Origin of the sequence: Gulbenkiania mobilis, assembly GCA_004346645.1 — a bacterium.
In the GTDB taxonomy this organism is placed as follows: Bacteria; Pseudomonadota; Gammaproteobacteria; order Burkholderiales; family Chromobacteriaceae; genus Gulbenkiania; species Gulbenkiania mobilis.
Genome location: SMDA01000003.1, coordinates 123,536 through 140,001 on the forward strand (window position 1 = coordinate 123,536; position 16,466 = coordinate 140,001).

Sequence of the window (16,466 nt, forward strand, 5' to 3'; positions counted from 1 at the left end):
GGCGGGTATTGTGCGCCGCACCGCGCAGGTGGGCAATTCTCTTGCGGTGAAAACAAAACCGGCGCCACAGGGCGCCGGTTGCAGGGGCTGGCCAAGGTTGGCCGAAGCGGGTCAGGCGTTGGCCAGGGCGATCTTGCCGATCTTGATACGCCACTCGGCGGGCCCGGTGTTGTGCACCGAGGTGCCTTCGCTGTCCACCGCCACGGTGACCGGCATATCCTTTACCTCGAACTCGTAGATGGCCTCCATGCCCAGATCTTCGAAGGCCGCCACACGAGCCGCCTTGATCGCCTTGGAAACCAGATACGCCGCGCCGCCCACGGCCATCAGGTACACCGCCTTGTTGTCGCGAATGGCCTCGATCGCGGCAGGACCGCGCTCGGCCTTGCCCACCATGCCCAAAAGGCCGGTCTCTTCCAGCATCTGACGGGTGAACTTGTCCATGCGGGTGGCGGTGGTGGGGCCGGCCGGGCCGACGACCTCCTCACGCACCGGGTCCACCGGACCGACGTAGTAGATAAAGCGGTTGGTAAAGTCCACCGGCAGCTTCTCGCCCTTGTTGAGCATGTCCACCATGCGCTTGTGTGCCGCATCGCGTCCGGTGAGCAGCTTGCCGTTGAGCAGCAGCACGTCGCCCGGCTTCCAACTCTGAACCTCTTCCCGGGTTACGGTATCCAGATCCACACGCTTGCCGTTGGAGCTGTCATAGGTGATTTCCGGCCAGTCGTCCAGGCTCGGGGTCTCCAGATGCGCCGGACCATTGCCATCGAGATGGAAGTGCACATGACGGGTGGCGGCACAGTTAGGGATCATCGCTACCGGCAGGCTGGCCGCATGGGTGGGGTAGTCCAGAATCTTCACGTCCAGCACGGTCGTCAGGCCGCCCAGGCCCTGCGCACCGATGCCCAGCGCATTGACCTTCTCGAACAGTTCCAGACGCAGCGATTCGACGCGGGTGAGCTCGGCGCCACTGGCGGCCTTGTCCTTCAGTTCGTGGATGTCCACATGGTCCATCAGGCTTTCCTTGGCCAGCAGCATTGCCTTCTCAGGCGTGCCGCCGATGCCGATGCCTAGGATGCCCGGCGGACACCAGCCTGCGCCCATGGTAGGCACCGTCTTCAGTACCCAGTCCACGATGCTGTCGGAAGGGTTGAGCATGGCCAGCTTCGACTTGTTCTCAGAACCGCCCCCCTTGGCCGCACAGATCACCTCGACGCCGTCGCCAGGCACAATCTCGTAGTGCACGACCGCTGGGGTGTTGTCGCGGGAGTTCTGACGCTTGCCAGCCGGGTCGAGCAGCACCGAGGCGCGCAGCTTGTTGTCCGGATGGTTGTAGGCGCGGCGCACCCCTTCATTCACCATGTCCTGCACGCTCAGGGCGGCTTCCCACTGCACGTTCATGCCCACCTTGAGGAAGACCACGGCGATGCCGGTATCCTGACAGATCGGGCGGCGCCCCTCGGCGCACATGCGGCTGTTGATGAGGATCTGCGCCATCGCGTCGCGTGCGGCCGGGCTTTCTTCTTTCAGATAAGCCTGGTACAGCGCCTGGATGTAGTCCTTGGGGTGGTAGTAGCTGATGTACTGGAAGGCATCGGCGATGCTCTGGATGAAGTCTTCCTGGCGGATGAGGGTCATACGCGGTCTCGCAACACGGGTTACAGGAATGTTCGGCAGGCATTGTGCTTGCCCTTGTGCCATTGTAACACTGTCCAACAGCCTGCCTGCGCGCCTTGCCGCCCGCAGGCTGCCACCGTTTGGGGAAACACATATGGAACATCGCGAAGAACGCGACACCTTCGGACCGATTGCGGTACCGGCCCGGCACCTGTGGGGCGCACAAACGCAGCGCTCACTGGAAAACTTCCGCATTTCCAGCGAAAAAATGCCGTCCGAGCTGATCGAGGCGTTGGCGCGGGTAAAACGCGCCGCGGCCCGGGTGAATGCCGATCTTGGGGTGCTGGATGAGGACAAGGCTGCGGCCATCATCGCTGCAGCCGACGAAGTGATCGACGGCCGCCATCCCGAGGAATTCCCGCTAGCGGTCTGGCAAACGGGCTCGGGCACGCAGACTAATATGAACGTCAACGAGGTGCTGGCCAACCGCGCCAGCGAGATCCTAGGCGGCGAGCGCGGTGAAGCCCGGCTGGTACACCCCAACGACGAGGTCAACCGGGGGCAGTCGTCCAACGATGTGTTCCCCACCGCGATGCATGTAGCGGCCGTCGCTGCCTTGGTACACCGGCTGCTGCCGGCGCTGTGCGAACTGCGCCAGACGCTGGCCAACAAGTCGGCGGCCTTCTCCGACATCGTCAAGATCGGGCGCACCCATCTACAGGACGCCACCCCGCTGACCCTGGGTCAGGAATTCTCGGGCTATGTGGCGCAGCTGGACCATGCACACCGGCATGTGGAAGCGGCGCTCGGGCACCTCTACGAGTTGGCGCTGGGCGGCACCGCGGTGGGCACCGGCCTGAACGCGCACCCCGAGTTTGCCGAACGTGTGGCGGCAAGGTTGGCCGAAGACACCGGGCTACCCTTCGTCACCGCACCGAACAAGTTTGAGGCGTTGGCCGCCCACGATGCCCTGGTGCACGCCCACGGGGCGCTCAAGACCTTGGCGTGCGCGCTGATGAAAATCGCCAACGACGTACGCTGGCTGGCCAGCGGCCCACGCTGCGGCATCGGCGAACTGATGCTGCCGGAGAACGAGCCGGGCAGCTCGATCATGCCCGGTAAGGTCAACCCGACGCAAAGCGAAGCGCTGACCATGCTGTGCTGCCAGGTGTTGGGCAACGATGTCGCCCTCAACATCGGGGGCGCGCACGGCAACTTCGAGCTGAACGTCTACAAGCCCCTGATCATCCACAACTTCCTGCAGAGCGTGCGCCTTCTGGCAGACGGCATGGCCAGCTTCAACGCGCACTGCGCCATCGGCATCGAAGCCAACCAGGTACGCATCGCCGAACTGGTGGAAGCCTCGCTGATGCTGGTGACGGCCCTCAATCCGCACATCGGCTACGACAAGGCAGCGCAGATCGCCAAGACTGCTCACCGCGAAGGCCTGACCTTGCGTGAGGCCGCGGTGGCCAGCGGCTTTGTCAGCGCCAAGGAGTTCGATACCTGGGTGCGGCCGGAGAAAATGGTAGGGCGCGGCTAAGCATTCTTCCCGACGTCCTTGCGGGCCTGGCAAGAGGCATCAGGTGGCGGGGGGAATCGAACCCCCGTCCTCGCCCGTACATAGCGGGGGGGGGCCACTGGGGTAGCTGGCTGACGCCAGCTACCGGGAGCCTGCTACCCGAGGCTGTCATACAGCGCCGTGGCTCACAGAAAGAGATCGAGCGCTGCTACTTTCATTCCCGACGCTATCCGAGGCCCACCGGCGCAGGGCTGGACCAGCCATTCCCATGTTCCCGCAAAAGACGTTTTCAAGGAAGATGGTTCGCCCGAAGCCTTGCTTTGGCAAGACACCCCGCCCAACCGTCTCGCAACAAGCACGGCCTGCCCTCCAGCAGGGCCATCACAGCGAAACCCCGTTGATCCCCCTGTAGCCCCCTACGGTAGGGTGCGCAGGCCCGGGCTTGCATTCTAGACGACCGGTCTATTAAACTCCCCCCATGACCCGACTTTCCCAGCAAGACACCCGCGCGCACATCCTCGACACCGGAGAGCGCCTGATCCACGGCTCCGGCTTCACTGCGCTGGGCCTGTCCGAGCTGCTGCGGGAAGCCGCCGTGCCCAAGGGTTCGTTCTACCACTACTTCCGCTCCAAGGAAGACTTCGGCGAAGCGTTGATTCGCCGCTATTTCGAACGCTACGGGCAGGCGGTGGCTACCTTGCTGGCACCGCAGGCCGGGGGCACCGGCCGCAGCCGGCTGATGAGCTACTTTGCCCGCTGGAGCGAGAACGCCTGTGAGGAAGACGGCCGCAGTCCCTGCCTGGCCGTAAAGCTTGCCGGCGAGGTGGCGGACCTGTCCGAGCCGATGCGTCTGGCGCTGGCTGAAGGGATGGACCGCGTGATCGCCCGCCTGGCCGAGGGACTGCGCGCGGCACAGGCCGAAGGTTCGCTCGCACCGGTGGCGGACGCGGACAGGTTGGCCGAAGCGTTGTACACCAACTGGCTGGGCATGGCCCTTCGGGTAAAAGTAACGCGTAACCCGGCGCTAATGGCAGGGCTGCTCGAGGACACCGCCAGCCGGCTGCCGCCCGGCACGCTGCCTGCTGGCTAAAGACAAGGCCGCTCCGGCGGCACGTATTGCTTGCCCCGCCCCTGAGGCGGGTTTTCATTAAGCCCGAATTAGACGACCGGTCTATTCAATCCGGACAACCTTCGCAAAAAAGGAGCACTCCATGGCGTATGACGCGCTTTTCACCCCGCTTGCCGTCGGCACCCTGACGCTACCCAACCGGGTGGTCATGGCCCCCCTGACCCGGCTGCGCAGCACCGAGCCGGGCGACGTGCCCACGGCACTGATGGCGCAGTACTACACGCAGCGCGCCAGCGCCGGCCTGATCATCAGCGAGGCCACGCATATCTCGCCGGTGGCCAAAGGCTATGCCGGTGCACCCGGCATCTACAGCGAAGAACAGGTTCAGGCCTGGCAGCCGGTAACGCAGTCCGTACACGACAAGGGCGGGCGGATCGCGCTGCAACTGTGGCATGTGGGCCGTGTGTCGCACACCGCCCTGCAGCCCGACGGTGCCGCGCCAGTGGCGCCTTCGGCCCTGGCCGCCGACACCCGTACCACTATCCGCGACGAGCAGGGCAACCTCAAGCGCGTGGACTGCTCCACCCCGCGCGCCCTGGAAACCGCCGAGATCGAAGACCTGATCGAAGACTTCCGCCGTGCCACCGATAATGCCCGCCGTGCCGGCTTCGATCTGGTGGAGGTGCACGCAGCCCACGGCTACCTCTTGCACCAGTTCCTCTCGCCCAACGCCAACCATCGTAGCGACCGCTACGGCGGCAGCATCGAGAACCGTGCCCGCATCGTGCTGGAAGTAGTGGATGCGGTCGTAGCCGAGTGGGACGCCGCCCACGTAGGCATCCGCATCTCGCCGCTGGGTACCTTCAACGGCCTGGACGATTCGGGGCAGGAAGAAATGGCCTACTACCTGGTGGAAGAGCTTGCCAAACGCAAGCTGGCCTACCTGCACATCTCCGAACCGGACTGGGCAGGCGGCCCGGCGTATAGCGACGCCTTCCGTCAGGCAATGCGCCAGCGCTTCCCGGGGCCGATCATCGGGGCCGGCGGCTACACTGGTGAAAAGGCCGAACGTCTGATCAAGGCCGGGCTCATCGATGCAGCTGCCTTCGGCCGACCTTACATCGCCAACCCCGACCTGGTGGAGCGCCTTCAGGCTGGCGCGGCCCTTAACACGCCCGAGCCGGAAACCTTCTACGGTGGGGGCGCCCAGGGCTACACCGACTACCCCACGCTGTAAGCCGTACAGGACTTGCGCCAGCGGCCGGCTCCGGATGCGTCCGAGCCGGCCGTTTTACCTGCTGATCTTCAGGCAACGCATTGCCTTGCCGCTCAGCAGCCCGTACAGTGGCACGCATACCGCAACAAGGCCGGCCCCGCTGCCGGCACCGGAACGCTGCCATGAAGTCCTCCTCTTCCTTCCGGCTGCGCGTACTCGCGGCCCTCTGCCTTCTGGCGGCCTCAACAGCTACGCCGGCGGCGCAGCTGTTGGCCCTGACCACCGAATTCGCCCCTTTCCAGACCCTGCGTGACGGCCAGCCCGAAGGCTTCGCGGTGGAGGTGGTGCGCGAGCTGGCCCGGCGCCAGGGCGACACCGTAGGCTTCCGCTTCCAGCCATGGGTGCGCAGCTATCAGCAGGCACTGCGCACGCCTGACGCCCTGCTCTTCTCGCTGGCACGCACGCCCGAGCGGGAAAAGCAGTTCGGCTGGGTAGGCGAACTGGTCCGCAACGACGTGGCGCTGTGGCGCCTAGCAGAGCGCGCCGATGTGCGTCCTACCGACCTAGCCAGCCTGGGCAGCTACCGCATCGGCGTGGTGGACAACGACTTCAAGACCAGCTTTCTCGTCAAGCAGGAGCTGAAGATCGGCGAGACGCTGCAAGTCGCCCCCAGCGACATCACCAACCTGCACAAGCTGATCGGCGGACGTGTCGAACTGATCGCCGTCACCAACAGCGATGCGCTGCGCCAGAACGCACGTTTGGCCGGCTATGCGCCGGAGCGGTTCGCCCGCGCCCTGCCCCTCCCTGCCCTGACGGTACCGCTCTATCTGGCCTTCACTCCCGGCAGCGACCCTAACCGGGTGCAGGCCTATGCGCGGACGATGCAGGCCCTGCAACAGGAAGGCGTGATCGATCGGTTGCGGCGACGCTACGACATCCAGTCCGCCAGCCGCTGACACGCAGCAGCCCGTGACCGTGCGCCACCGGCCAGAGTACAATGTCGGGTTTTCCGTTGCGGGTGAGACCGATCCTGCAGCGGGCCGCGGCCAGACGCCGCGGCATTTCCCCTCGACTGTATTTCGATGGATACCGCAATGAACCAACAAGACAAGGCCCTGGTGGTGCTTTCGGGCGGCCAGGACTCGACCACCTGCCTCTACTGGGCACTCGAGCGCTTCGGCGGCCCTTCCAACGTGGAGGCCGTCACCTTTGACTATGGCCAGCGCCACCGGGTGGAGCTGGAAGCGGCAGAGCACATTGCCCGCATGGCTGGCGTGCACCACACGGTGCTGCCGATCGACACCTTCGCGGCCATCGGCGGCAATGCCCTGACCGATGCCAGTATCACGCCCGAAACGGAGGGCCCGGCCGAGGGAGCGCTGCCCAATACCTTCGTGCCGGGGCGCAACCTGATCTTCCTCACCTTTGCCGCCGCGCTGGCCTATACCCGTGGCGCGCGCCATCTGGTAACGGGCGTGGCACAGACCGATTACTCGGGCTACCCCGACTGCAGGGAGAACACCCTCAAGGCCCTGGAACTGGCCCTACGCCTGGGCATGGACAGCCGGGTAGTGCTGCACGCGCCACTGATGTACCTGACCAAGGCCGAGACGGTGCATCTGGCACGCTCGGTCGGCGCGATGGAGGCACTGGCATACAGCCATACCTGCTACAACGGCACGGTACCGCCGTGCGGTCACTGTGCGTCGTGCGAACTGCGCGCCAAAGGATTTGCCGAGGCCGGCGAACCAGACCCGCTGGTGGTACGCTGCGCAGGACGGCCGCAATGACGCTCAGCACGCTCGCGACTGCCCGCTTCGAGGCCGCCCGCCGTCTGCCGGCTTCGCCCGACCCACGCAGCCAGGGTCTGCATGGCCATGGCTTCCGCGTATGCGCCAGCAGTCCCCAGCCAGGGTTGGCCGAAGCGCTGGCCGCCGCGGTGGCGCCGCTGGACTACACCGATCTCAACACCCGCTTTGCCCGGCCGGACGACCGTACCCTAGCCGAAGCACTGCTGCGGGCGCTGCCGCAGGGCAGCCGGGTGGCGCTCTTCGGCGCACCCGAACATGGGGTGGAACTGGACGCCACAGAGGCACTGGTCAGCTATCGCACCGAATTCGAGGCCGCGCACTGCCTGCCGCATGTACCGCCCGGTCACAAGTGTGGCCGCCTGCATGGTCATGGTTTTGGCATCCGTCTGGTGGCCGATGCCGACCGCCACGCTTCGGCCGACCTGGTCGCCGCCTGGGCGCCGCTCTTCCTGCAGCTGAACCACCGCTATCTGAACGACCTGCCCGGGCTGGACAACCCCACCAGCGAGGTGATGGCGCGCTGGCTACACGCCGCCCTGCTGCCGCGTCTGCCGGGTTTGCGCTGGGTGGAGGTGCACGAAACCCGCACCGCTGGCAGCCTGTTCGACGGTGAGCGCTTCCTCATCTGGAAAGAGCAACGCTTCGAGAGCGCCACGCCGCTGGACACCGAGGGCCGCTACACCGGGCACAGCTATCTTGTGCGGCTGATGCTGGCCGGCAGCCTGGACGAAACCATGGGGTGGCTGCTGGACTTCGGGGATGTGAAGGATCGCTTCAAACCGCTTTACCGACAGCTCGACCATAATCCACTCGACACTTTGCCGGGCCTCCGCAGCGGAAGCACGGGCGATGTCGCCGGATGGATCGCCGGCCGCCTGGCGCCGCAGTTGCCCGAGCTTGCACGCGTGGACCTGATGACCTCGGCCCGCGACGGCGTCAGTCTGTGCCTCGCGCACGGTCGGCCGTGGCCGCTCTTGTGAGGGACGCGGCCGTGTACACCGTCAAGGAAATTTTCTACACCCTGCAGGGAGAAGGCCGGCAGGCCGGACGTGCCGCCGTATTCTGCCGATTTGCTGGCTGCAATCTCTGGAGTGGCAAGGAGCGCCACCGGCACAAAGCCATCTGCCAGTTCTGTGATACCGACTTCGTGGGTACCGGGCCGGATGGAGGCAAGTTTGCCGAGGCGGATGCGCTGGCCGACCGCATCGCAGCCAGTTGGCCAGCGGGCAGCGGCGGCACGCCGTACGTGGTGTGCACCGGGGGCGAGCCATTGCTGCAGCTGGACGCACCGCTTCTGGCGGCACTGCATACCCGTGGCTTCGAAGTGGCGGTGGAGACCAACGGCACGGTGGCCGCGCCCGCGGGGCTGGACTGGATCTGCGTCAGCCCCAAGGCCGGGGCACCTCTGGTGCAGACGCGTGGCCACGAGCTGAAGCTGGTCTATCCCCAACCCACCCTGCTTCCAGAGGCGGTGACCGCACTCGACTTCGAGCACTTCTATCTCCAGCCGATGGACGGTCCGGATGGGGCCGCCAACACACGGGCAGCCATCGCTTACTGCATGGCACACCCGCAGTGGCGGCTGTCGGTGCAGACACACAAGGTGGTCAACATCCGCTGAGCCAGGGAACCGTACGGCGCCCCAGTGGCCTAAGCCTTTCTTCCCCATTAAACTCGTCCGGGTGTCCGGAGCGGCTGCGGCTGCACCGGTCGGGCGAAGAACCCGTGTAGCCGGCAGGGCCGGCGACACACCGACAGGAGAACCACCATGTCCGCATCCAAGAAACTGATCGCCACTGCTCTGGGCAGTGTCGTGGCCATGGGGCTGATCGCAGCGCCCGCCGGCGCCGCCGAAAAGGAAAAGTGCTACGGCATCGCCAAGGCTGGCAAGAATGACTGTGCCTCGGCCACCGGCGCCCACAGCTGCGCTGGTCAGGCCAAGGTCGATAACGACAACGGCGACTGGCGTTACGTGGCCAAGGGCAGCTGCGAGAAAATGGGCGGCAACGCGCAGGCACCCGCTCCCAAGAAGTGATCCCGAGGCCCCGCATTGCGGGGCCTTTTTCCTGAAAGCGCGGATGAACACCCTGCCTCTCACCTGCGGCATCGGCCTGCGAGCCCCACACTATCGCGAAGTGCTCTCGACCCGGCCGGCGACAGGCTGGCTGGAGGTGCACAGCGAGAATTTCTTCGAAGGCGGGCAGCCGGTGGCAATGCTGCAACGGCTAGCCGAGATCTACCCGCTCTCGCTGCACGGCGTGGGGCTGGGCCTAGGCTCGGCCGAGCGCCCCGACCCCCAGCATTTGGCGGCCTGGCGCCGGCTGGTGGAAGAGGTACGACCGGCGGCCGTGTCCGAGCACCTGGCCTTCAACCATGTGGGCGGGCGCTATGCCAACGACCTGCTGCCGCTGCCCTACACCCGGCACATGCTTGATCTGGTTTCGGCCAACGTGCGTGAGGCGCAGGACGCCATCGGCAGGCCGCTGATGCTGGAGAACCTGTCGAGCTACCTGGCCTTTCCCGACAGCGAGATGGACGAGGCCACCTTCCTGGCGGAGCTGGTGCAGCGTACCGGCTGTGGGCTGCTCCTGGACGTCAACAACCTCTATGTCAACCAGCAGAATCTTGGCACCGACGTCGAGGCGGCGCTCGCCACCCTACCCGCAGATGCCATCGGAGAAATCCACCTGGCAGGCTTCACCGAGCGCAACGGCCTCTTGGTGGACACCCATAGCCGCCCGGTGCACGCGCCAGTCTGGGCGCTCTACCGCAAGGTGTTGGCACGCATCGGGCCGCGCCCGACGCTGATCGAATGGGATCTGGACATTCCCCCGCTGGACACGCTACTGGCCGAGGCGGACAAGGCCAACCGTCTGCTGGACGAGGTGCGCGACCATGGCTGAGCCCAAGGACCCGGCCGCCCTGCAGGCCGACTTCCTGGCCGCCATCACCGCCGCTACGCCAGCGGCTGTGGACTTCTCCCCTGCCGCTTTGGCGGTATACCGCAACAACTACCGCGTGGGGCTGGAAGGGGCGCTGGCCCTGGCCTACCCGGTGGTGGCCGCCATCGTGGGAGCAGACTTCTTCCATGGACTGGCTCAGGCCTACATCGCCCGCACCCCGTCACACTCCGGCAACCTGCATCTGTACGGAGAAAGCTTCGGCGCCTTTCTCGACGGCTTCGGCCCGGCGGCCTCTCTGCCCTATCTGCCCGATACGGCACGCCTGGAGTGGTGCCTGCACCGCCTCTACTATCATGCCGATGTGCCGGTGCTGGATGCGGCAGCCCTTGGAGAGCGGGCAAACCGCCAGGGTGAGGCGCTGACGCTGCCGCTTTCGGCCAACGCGCGCTGCTTCGCCTCGTCCCATCCGGTAGGCACCATCTGGCTTGCACATCGGGCCGGCACGGAGGAGCAGGTGGACCTGGATGCGCCCGGCGAGCGCCTATTGCTTTACCGCACAGCCGGTGAGGTGGATCTGCGCCGACTCGATGCCGCCGGGGCAGCCTGGCTGAGCGCGCTGGCCGAAGGCGCCACCCTGGAGTCCGCCACCGATGCGGCCCTGGTCCACGACGCAGGGTTTGACCTGCAAGGCTGGCTGGCTTTCATGCTGACTGGCGGCCTCTTCGCCGCCTAGCAGGGCGCACCGTGGCATAATCCTGCTTTCCCACCTCTTACGCGAACCGAGTCAGACCCATGCAATACGCGCTTGTTCTGCAGGCCGACCGGCTGGAGCCGGGCGCCCTGGCCGAAGTCGCCCACATCCTCGATGCCCCCGCGCCCACCCTCAACGCCCCCGGCCTTGCCCGGTTCGAAAATGCCGATCCGGCGCAACGCGATAGGGTCGCTACCTTCTGCGAAGCGCGGAACTGGGATGCGGCCTTTGTGCCCGCGACCACCCGCTGGGAAGACCTGGGGCTGCTGGTGTCTGACATGGATTCGACGCTGATCACCATCGAATGTATTGACGAAATCGCCGCCATGCAGGGACTTAAGGCCCAGGTGGCCGCCATCACCGAACGCAGCATGCGTGGCGAGATCGACTTCACTGCCTCGCTCAAAGCGCGTGTGGCGCTGCTGGAAGGCTTGGAGGAGTCCGCCCTCGACACCGTCTATCGCGAGCGGCTGCAACTGACGCCGGGGGCGGAAACCCTGCTGGCGCATTGCCGGGCGTACGGCGTGAAGTTCATGCTGGTTTCGGGCGGATTCACCTTCTTCACCGAGCGCCTCAAGGCCGAGCTCGGGCTCGACTATGCATTTGCAAACGAGCTTGAAGTTGCCAACGGCCGGCTGACCGGCAGGGTGACGGGGGAGATCGTCGATGCCCGCGCCAAGCGCACCCTGCTCATGCAGGTGCGCGAGGCCCTGGGGCTGGCTGCCGCGCAGGTGATCGCGATGGGCGACGGCGCCAACGATCTGGAGATGCTGGCCGAAGCCGGTGTCGGCATCGCCTTCCATGCCAAGCCGGTAGTCTGCCGCCAGGCCGATGTGGCCATACGGCACGGCGGGCTTGATCGCGTGATCGGCCTGTTCGCATGACGCCCCTGACGGAGACAGCCATGCTCCCCCAACTGGAAACGGTTTCCTTCGACGGCGAACTGCCGCTGATGATCGGCCCGGCCGCCAACGGCCCCACGCCGCCCCGGCTGGTGCGCGAGACCCGGCTGGCGCTGCGGGTCCTGGCCGCTCCCACCGAGCTGCACGAGGACAGCGACCCGCTGCTGATCCGGCTGGAAGCCAAGATCGACCTGGCGCTGGAACTGACGCTCGTGGGCTACCACCGCGACGAGGCCCACCCGACGCCCTGCCGCGTTGGTCTGCACCAGCTGGCGTGGCTGGCCGACACCGTCTTCCAGCCCGGCGATACCCACCTCTTCACCTTGGCGCCGCATACCGAGTCAGCGCTCACGCTGCACCTGACCGGCCACATCGTTGCCTGTCAGCCAGCCGGCGAACGGTTTGCGGTCTTGGCCGATATCCGCCACGCCTTTGACGAACACACCCTGCTGATGTGGGAGAAATGGGTGTTCCGCCGACACCGACAGGCGATTCACCAGCGCTGAGCCACAAAAAACCGCGCCTCAAAGCGCGGTTTTTATTTGGGTCGAATACCGCCTAGGCACGTGCGCCCAGCCGCTCCAGAAGGCGGGCATGAATACCGCCGAAGCCACCGTTGCTCATCACAAGAACATGGTCGCCTGGCTGTGCCTCAGCCACGATGGCCTCCACCAGTGCGTCGAAGGCATCGAAGGTCTGGGCCCGCTCGCCCAGCGGCGCCAGCGCCTCGGCCGGACTCCAGCCCAGGCCGACGGCTGAGCAGAACACCCGGTCGGCATCCTGTAGCGAAGCTGCCAGGGCATCCTTCATCGTCCCCAGCTTCATGGTGTTGGAACGTGGCTCCAGTACGGCCAGAATGCGGTTTCGGCCAACCTTGGCCCGCAGGCCGGCCACGGTGGTGGCAATCGCCGTCGGATGATGGGCAAAGTCGTCATAGACCGTCACACCCCCCGCTTCACCACGCACCTCCATGCGGCGCTTGACGTTGGCAAACCGCGACAGCGCCTCGGCCGCCTGCTGCGGGGTCACCCCCGCATGGCGGGCCGCAGCGATGGCCGCCAGCGCATTGAGCCGGTTGTGTTCCCCCAAAAGGCCCCAGGCCACCCGGCCTACGGTCACGCCGGCGCACATCACGTCGAAGTGGCCGTTGGCGTCCGGCAGGCCCGCCGACCATCCTGTCTCCACGCCGAAGGCCTCGACTGGCGTCCAGCAGCCCCGTTCCAGAACGCGCGCAAGGCTGAGCTCGCGTCCGTTGACCACGATGCGCCCGGCCCCGGGCACCGTACGCACCAAGTGGTGAAACTGGGTCTCGATGGCGCCCAGGTCGGCAAAGATGTCTGCGTGGTCGAACTCCAAATTGTTCAGTACCGCGGTGCGCGGACGGTAGTGCACGAACTTGCTGCGCTTGTCGAAGAAGGCGGTGTCGTACTCGTCCGCCTCGATCACGAAGAACGGGCTCTCTCCGCCGGGCTCCTGCGCAGGCGCGCCCGGCAGCCGCGCCGAAACACCAAAATTCTCGGGAATGCCACCGATGAGGAAGCCCGGTGCAAGCCCTGCATCCTCAAGGATCCACGCCAGCATGCTGGAGGTGGTGGTCTTGCCGTGCGTACCAGCCACGGCAAGCACCCACCGCCCCTGCAGCACGTTTTCGGCCAGCCACTGCGGGCCCGACACATACGGCAGGCCGCGATCGAGGATCGCCTCCATCAGCGGAGTGCCTCGGCGCACCACGTTGCCGATGACGAACACGTCGGGAGCCAGCGCCAGCTGCTCGGTACCGAAGCCCTCGATCAGCTCGATGCCCAGCGCCTCCAGCTGCGTACTCATCGGAGGATAAACGTTGGCATCACAGCCGGTGACCTTGTGTCCGGCCTGACGGGCGATGGCGGCGATGCCCCCCATGAAGGTGCCGCAGATGCCCAGGATATGGATATGCATGATGGTGTGAAAGCGGAAGACGGCAAAACGGCAAGGATACCGCAAAGCGACCCGGCGCGCGGGCTTCACGCCCCTGCCAGATCGGCACGCACTCGCCAGAGCGCATGGCCGGAATCACGGTATTTCCGTTCGAAGGGGGTAAGGCAGGTCTGGGGGTGCCAGCGCTCAGGCCGTAGCGTCCGGCCGATCAGCAGCGACAGGGCCAACGCATGCTCCTCGGCGTAGAGCGCCCAGTTGGTGCGCAGCTCCATCATGCCACCCAGATGCGGCAAAAGCGGAAACACCGGATGGCCGTGCCAGCGGCGCTGCAGGTGCCGCGCCTTGGGCCAGGGGTTGGGATATAGCAGCCAGTGTTCGGCCAACCTTGTGCCGTCTTCCAGCATCAGCCGCCAGAAATCCACCAGATCCGCGCGCACGAGGATGCAGTTGTCGGGCAGGGGCTGCGGCTTGCCGCGGGCAAGGCGATCAAGTGACTGGTCCACCCCGATCACGAAGGCATCGGGGCGGGCAGCCGCCAGCTGCAGGGTGGATGCGCCCACACCGCAACCCGTGTCCAGCACCAGCGGCGCCCGCCCCTGCCAGGCCGCACGGGCCTCGCGCCAAGCGGCGATGTTGTGGTCGGCAAAGGGCTTGCGGAACGGGTGGGCACGATGCCGCGCCAGAAGCACAGGCAGGTGCTCGTGCGGACCGGTCTGATTGCTGGTGACAAAGCGTGAATTGGCGTGCATGGCAAGAAAACGGCGGCCACAGGGGCCGCCATTATGAACCGTTTGCTGCCTGGACGGCAGCGGGGAGTCAGAAGAAGACCAGCGTCAGCACCGCAAACAGCGGCAGCAGGATGGCGCCCGACCAAAGCAGGTAGCCGAAGAAACTGGGCATCTTCACCCGACGCTGCTCTGCAATCGCCTTCACCATGAAGTTGGGCGCGTTGCCGATGTAACTGAGTGCCCCCATGAACACCGCACCCATCGAGATGGCCAGCAGGGTCTGCGGCAGTTCCTTCATTAGCAGCTGTGCATCGCCGGCGGCCAGATTGAAGAACACGAGATAGGTCGGCGCGTTATCGAGGAAGGCCGACAACACCCCCGTCAGCCAGAAGTACATCGCGTTGGCGGGCATGCCGTCCTCGCCGGACACCAGCGCCACCAGAGGGGCCAGCGCACCGTCACTGCCGGCGCGCAGCACGGCAATGGCCGGCGCGATGGTGACGAAGATACCGGCAAACAGCTTGGCCACCTCCAGCAGCGGATCCCAGTTGAATTCGTTGCCGGCCCGGATCTGGCGCGGAGTGAGCACCAGCGACATCATGCCCAGCCCAACGAGCACCAGGTCGCGGACAAGATTCTGCAGCTCCAGCGGGGCCCCGAATACGTTGAACACGATGCCCGGGCGCCACAGCCCCGACACCAGCACAGTCGCGATCACACCCGCCAGCAGCAGGAAGTTGAACTTGCCCATCAGCTTGAGGGTGCGCGTATCGGGCGAAGGGTCGCGCGAGAGCACGCCTTCACGCCGGAAATAGTAGCTGTCCACCAGATAGAACACGAACAGCAGCACCAGCGAGGCCAGGAGAACCGGCAGGGCCATCGCCCGCACCGTCCAGCCGAAGTCCACGCCCTTGAGGAAGCCCAGAAACAGCGGTGGGTCGCCCAGCGGCGTGAGGCCGCCTCCGATGTTGGCGACAAGGAAGATGAAGAACACCACCACGTGCACATTGTGCTTGCGGTTGTCGTTGGCCTTGAGCAGCGGCCGAATCAGCAGCATGGCGGCCCCAGTGGTGCCCATCACTGAAGCGAGCGCCGTCCCGATCGCCAGCAGCCCGGTGTTCAAGGCGGGCGAGCCATGCATGTTGCCCCACACGAGGATGCCACCGGAGATGGTGTAGAGCGCGAACAGCAGTACGATGAAAGGGATGTACTCGGTCACCAAGGCATGGGAGACGACAGCGGCGGTCGTGCCCGCTCCGAAGGCGAACAGAAAGGGCAGGAGGAACAGCACTGTCCAGAATGCGGTGATCTTGCCGAAATGGCGATGCCAGATGCCGGGCGCCAGCATCGGAAACAGCGCGATCGACAGCAGGATGCCGGCAAACGGCAGGCTCCAGGCCAGGCTGAGGCTGGCGCCGTTCAGGTCGGCCGCAGAGGCCAGGCCCGGCGCCAGAAGGCCCAGCCCGGCCAGCGGTAGGTATCGCAACATGAGTTCACTCCCTGATGGTGATGTGTGGGGCGGGCCCGCCGGACCCGGCGCGGTGCTTGGAAATGCAAAGGGCGCTTTCCTGAGGAGAAAGCGCCCGGCGCATTCGGGGCCAGCAGTGTGCCGGACCGGTCAGCGGGTCCCTTTCTGGATGAATTCGATCTTGTAGCCGTCCGGGTCTTCGACGAAGGCGATCACGGTGGTGCCGTGTTTCATCGGGCCGGCCTCGCGTGTGACCTTGCCACCGCGTTCGCGCACCAGATCACAGGCCCGATAGGCATCTTCCACCTCAATGGCGATGTGGCCGTACCCGGTGCCCAGATCGTACGAGGTCGTGTCCCAGTTGTGGGTCAGTTCGATCACCGTGGTGTCGTCTTCGTCGCCGAAGCCGACAAAGGCCAGCGTGAAGCGACCGTCCGGATAATCCTGGCGGCGCAGCAGGCGCATGCCCAGAACGTCCTGATAGAATGCCAGAGAACGCTCAAGGTTCCCAACGCGTAGCATGGTGTGCAGTAATCGCATGTCTTTCTCCAGTTTGGGC

At 65.7% G+C, this 16,466-nt stretch carries 17 protein-coding genes; 12 read left to right on the forward strand and 5 right to left on the reverse strand.

What is annotated here, in order from left to right; genetic code table 11:
• Positions 1-111: 111 nt before the first annotated feature.
• Positions 112-1,638, reverse strand: a complete 1,527-nt coding sequence (locus EV669_RS05545; RefSeq protein WP_132098109.1) for a fumarate hydratase — start codon at positions 1,636-1,638, stop codon at positions 112-114.
• Positions 1,639-1,771: 133 nt separating this feature from the next.
• Between EV669_RS05545 and fumC the strand changes: the two genes are divergently transcribed.
• The 12 genes from fumC to EV669_RS05605 all read left to right on the forward strand — a co-directional run bounded on the left by fumC (position 1,772) and on the right by EV669_RS05605 (position 12,300).
• The gene (gene fumC / locus EV669_RS05550; RefSeq protein ID WP_132098110.1) at positions 1,772-3,160 is read left to right on the forward strand and encodes a class II fumarate hydratase; all 1,389 of its coding nucleotides are present in this window, start codon (positions 1,772-1,774) and stop codon (positions 3,158-3,160) included.
• A 457-nt stretch (positions 3,161-3,617) separates the two neighbouring features.
• On the forward strand, positions 3,618-4,229 hold the full coding sequence (locus EV669_RS05555; RefSeq protein ID WP_132098111.1) for a TetR/AcrR family transcriptional regulator: 612 nt from the start codon (positions 3,618-3,620) through the stop codon (positions 4,227-4,229).
• Between the two features lie 121 nt (positions 4,230-4,350).
• Positions 4,351-5,445 carry an alkene reductase gene (gene nemA / locus EV669_RS05560; protein WP_132098112.1) on the forward strand — a complete coding sequence of 365 codons (1,095 nt, stop codon included), beginning with the start codon at positions 4,351-4,353 and terminating at the stop codon, positions 5,443-5,445.
• A gap of 161 nt (positions 5,446-5,606) precedes the next feature.
• Positions 5,607-6,383 (forward strand): substrate-binding periplasmic protein, encoded by a 777-nt coding sequence (locus tag EV669_RS05565; RefSeq protein WP_132098113.1) that lies wholly within the window; start codon positions 5,607-5,609, stop codon positions 6,381-6,383.
• 138 nt (positions 6,384-6,521) lie between these two features.
• Positions 6,522-7,217 carry a 7-cyano-7-deazaguanine synthase QueC gene (queC, locus tag EV669_RS05570; RefSeq protein WP_054284771.1) on the forward strand — a complete coding sequence of 232 codons (696 nt, stop codon included), beginning with the start codon at positions 6,522-6,524 and terminating at the stop codon, positions 7,215-7,217.
• Positions 7,214-8,218, forward strand: a complete 1,005-nt coding sequence (locus tag EV669_RS14330; protein WP_132098114.1) for a 6-pyruvoyl trahydropterin synthase family protein — start codon at positions 7,214-7,216, stop codon at positions 8,216-8,218. The genes queC and EV669_RS14330 overlap by 4 nt, the downstream gene beginning before the upstream one ends.
• A gap of 11 nt (positions 8,219-8,229) precedes the next feature.
• Positions 8,230-8,859 carry a 7-carboxy-7-deazaguanine synthase gene (queE, locus tag EV669_RS05580; RefSeq protein WP_165922709.1) on the forward strand — a complete coding sequence of 210 codons (630 nt, stop codon included), beginning with the start codon at positions 8,230-8,232 and terminating at the stop codon, positions 8,857-8,859.
• 147 nt (positions 8,860-9,006) lie between these two features.
• Complete coding sequence (locus EV669_RS05585; RefSeq protein ID WP_054284643.1) at positions 9,007-9,273, forward strand: BufA1 family periplasmic bufferin-type metallophore; 267 nt, start codon at positions 9,007-9,009, stop codon at positions 9,271-9,273.
• 43 nt (positions 9,274-9,316) lie between these two features.
• The gene (bufB, locus tag EV669_RS05590) at positions 9,317-10,141 is read left to right on the forward strand and encodes an MNIO family bufferin maturase (RefSeq protein WP_132098116.1); all 825 of its coding nucleotides are present in this window, start codon (positions 9,317-9,319) and stop codon (positions 10,139-10,141) included.
• Positions 10,134-10,874 (forward strand): HvfC/BufC N-terminal domain-containing protein, encoded by a 741-nt coding sequence (locus tag EV669_RS05595; RefSeq protein WP_132098117.1) that lies wholly within the window; start codon positions 10,134-10,136, stop codon positions 10,872-10,874. The genes bufB and EV669_RS05595 overlap by 8 nt, the downstream gene beginning before the upstream one ends.
• 59 nt (positions 10,875-10,933) lie before the next feature.
• Entirely contained in the window at positions 10,934-11,776 is an 843-nt protein-coding gene (gene serB, locus EV669_RS05600) for a phosphoserine phosphatase SerB (RefSeq protein ID WP_132098118.1), read from the forward strand.
• Positions 11,777-11,796: 20 nt separating this feature from the next.
• The gene (locus tag EV669_RS05605; RefSeq protein ID WP_235445311.1) at positions 11,797-12,300 is read left to right on the forward strand and encodes a hypothetical protein; all 504 of its coding nucleotides are present in this window, start codon (positions 11,797-11,799) and stop codon (positions 12,298-12,300) included.
• 52 nt (positions 12,301-12,352) lie between these two features.
• On the opposite strand, the gene mpl is transcribed toward EV669_RS05605, so the two are convergent.
• From mpl to gloA, 4 genes are all read right to left on the reverse strand, one after another.
• Positions 12,353-13,735 (reverse strand): UDP-N-acetylmuramate:L-alanyl-gamma-D-glutamyl-meso-diaminopimelate ligase, encoded by a 1,383-nt coding sequence (gene mpl / locus EV669_RS05610; protein ID WP_207913800.1) that lies wholly within the window; start codon positions 13,733-13,735, stop codon positions 12,353-12,355.
• Between the two features lie 62 nt (positions 13,736-13,797).
• Complete coding sequence (gene trmB, locus EV669_RS05615) at positions 13,798-14,460, reverse strand: tRNA (guanine(46)-N(7))-methyltransferase TrmB (RefSeq protein WP_132098119.1); 663 nt, start codon at positions 14,458-14,460, stop codon at positions 13,798-13,800.
• A gap of 67 nt (positions 14,461-14,527) precedes the next feature.
• Positions 14,528-15,928 carry a sodium:proton antiporter gene (locus tag EV669_RS05620; RefSeq protein WP_054284636.1) on the reverse strand — a complete coding sequence of 467 codons (1,401 nt, stop codon included), beginning with the start codon at positions 15,926-15,928 and terminating at the stop codon, positions 14,528-14,530.
• Positions 15,929-16,057: 129 nt separating this feature from the next.
• On the reverse strand, positions 16,058-16,447 hold the full coding sequence (gloA, locus tag EV669_RS05625) for a lactoylglutathione lyase (RefSeq protein ID WP_054284635.1): 390 nt from the start codon (positions 16,445-16,447) through the stop codon (positions 16,058-16,060).
• Positions 16,448-16,466: the final 19 nt, after the last annotated feature.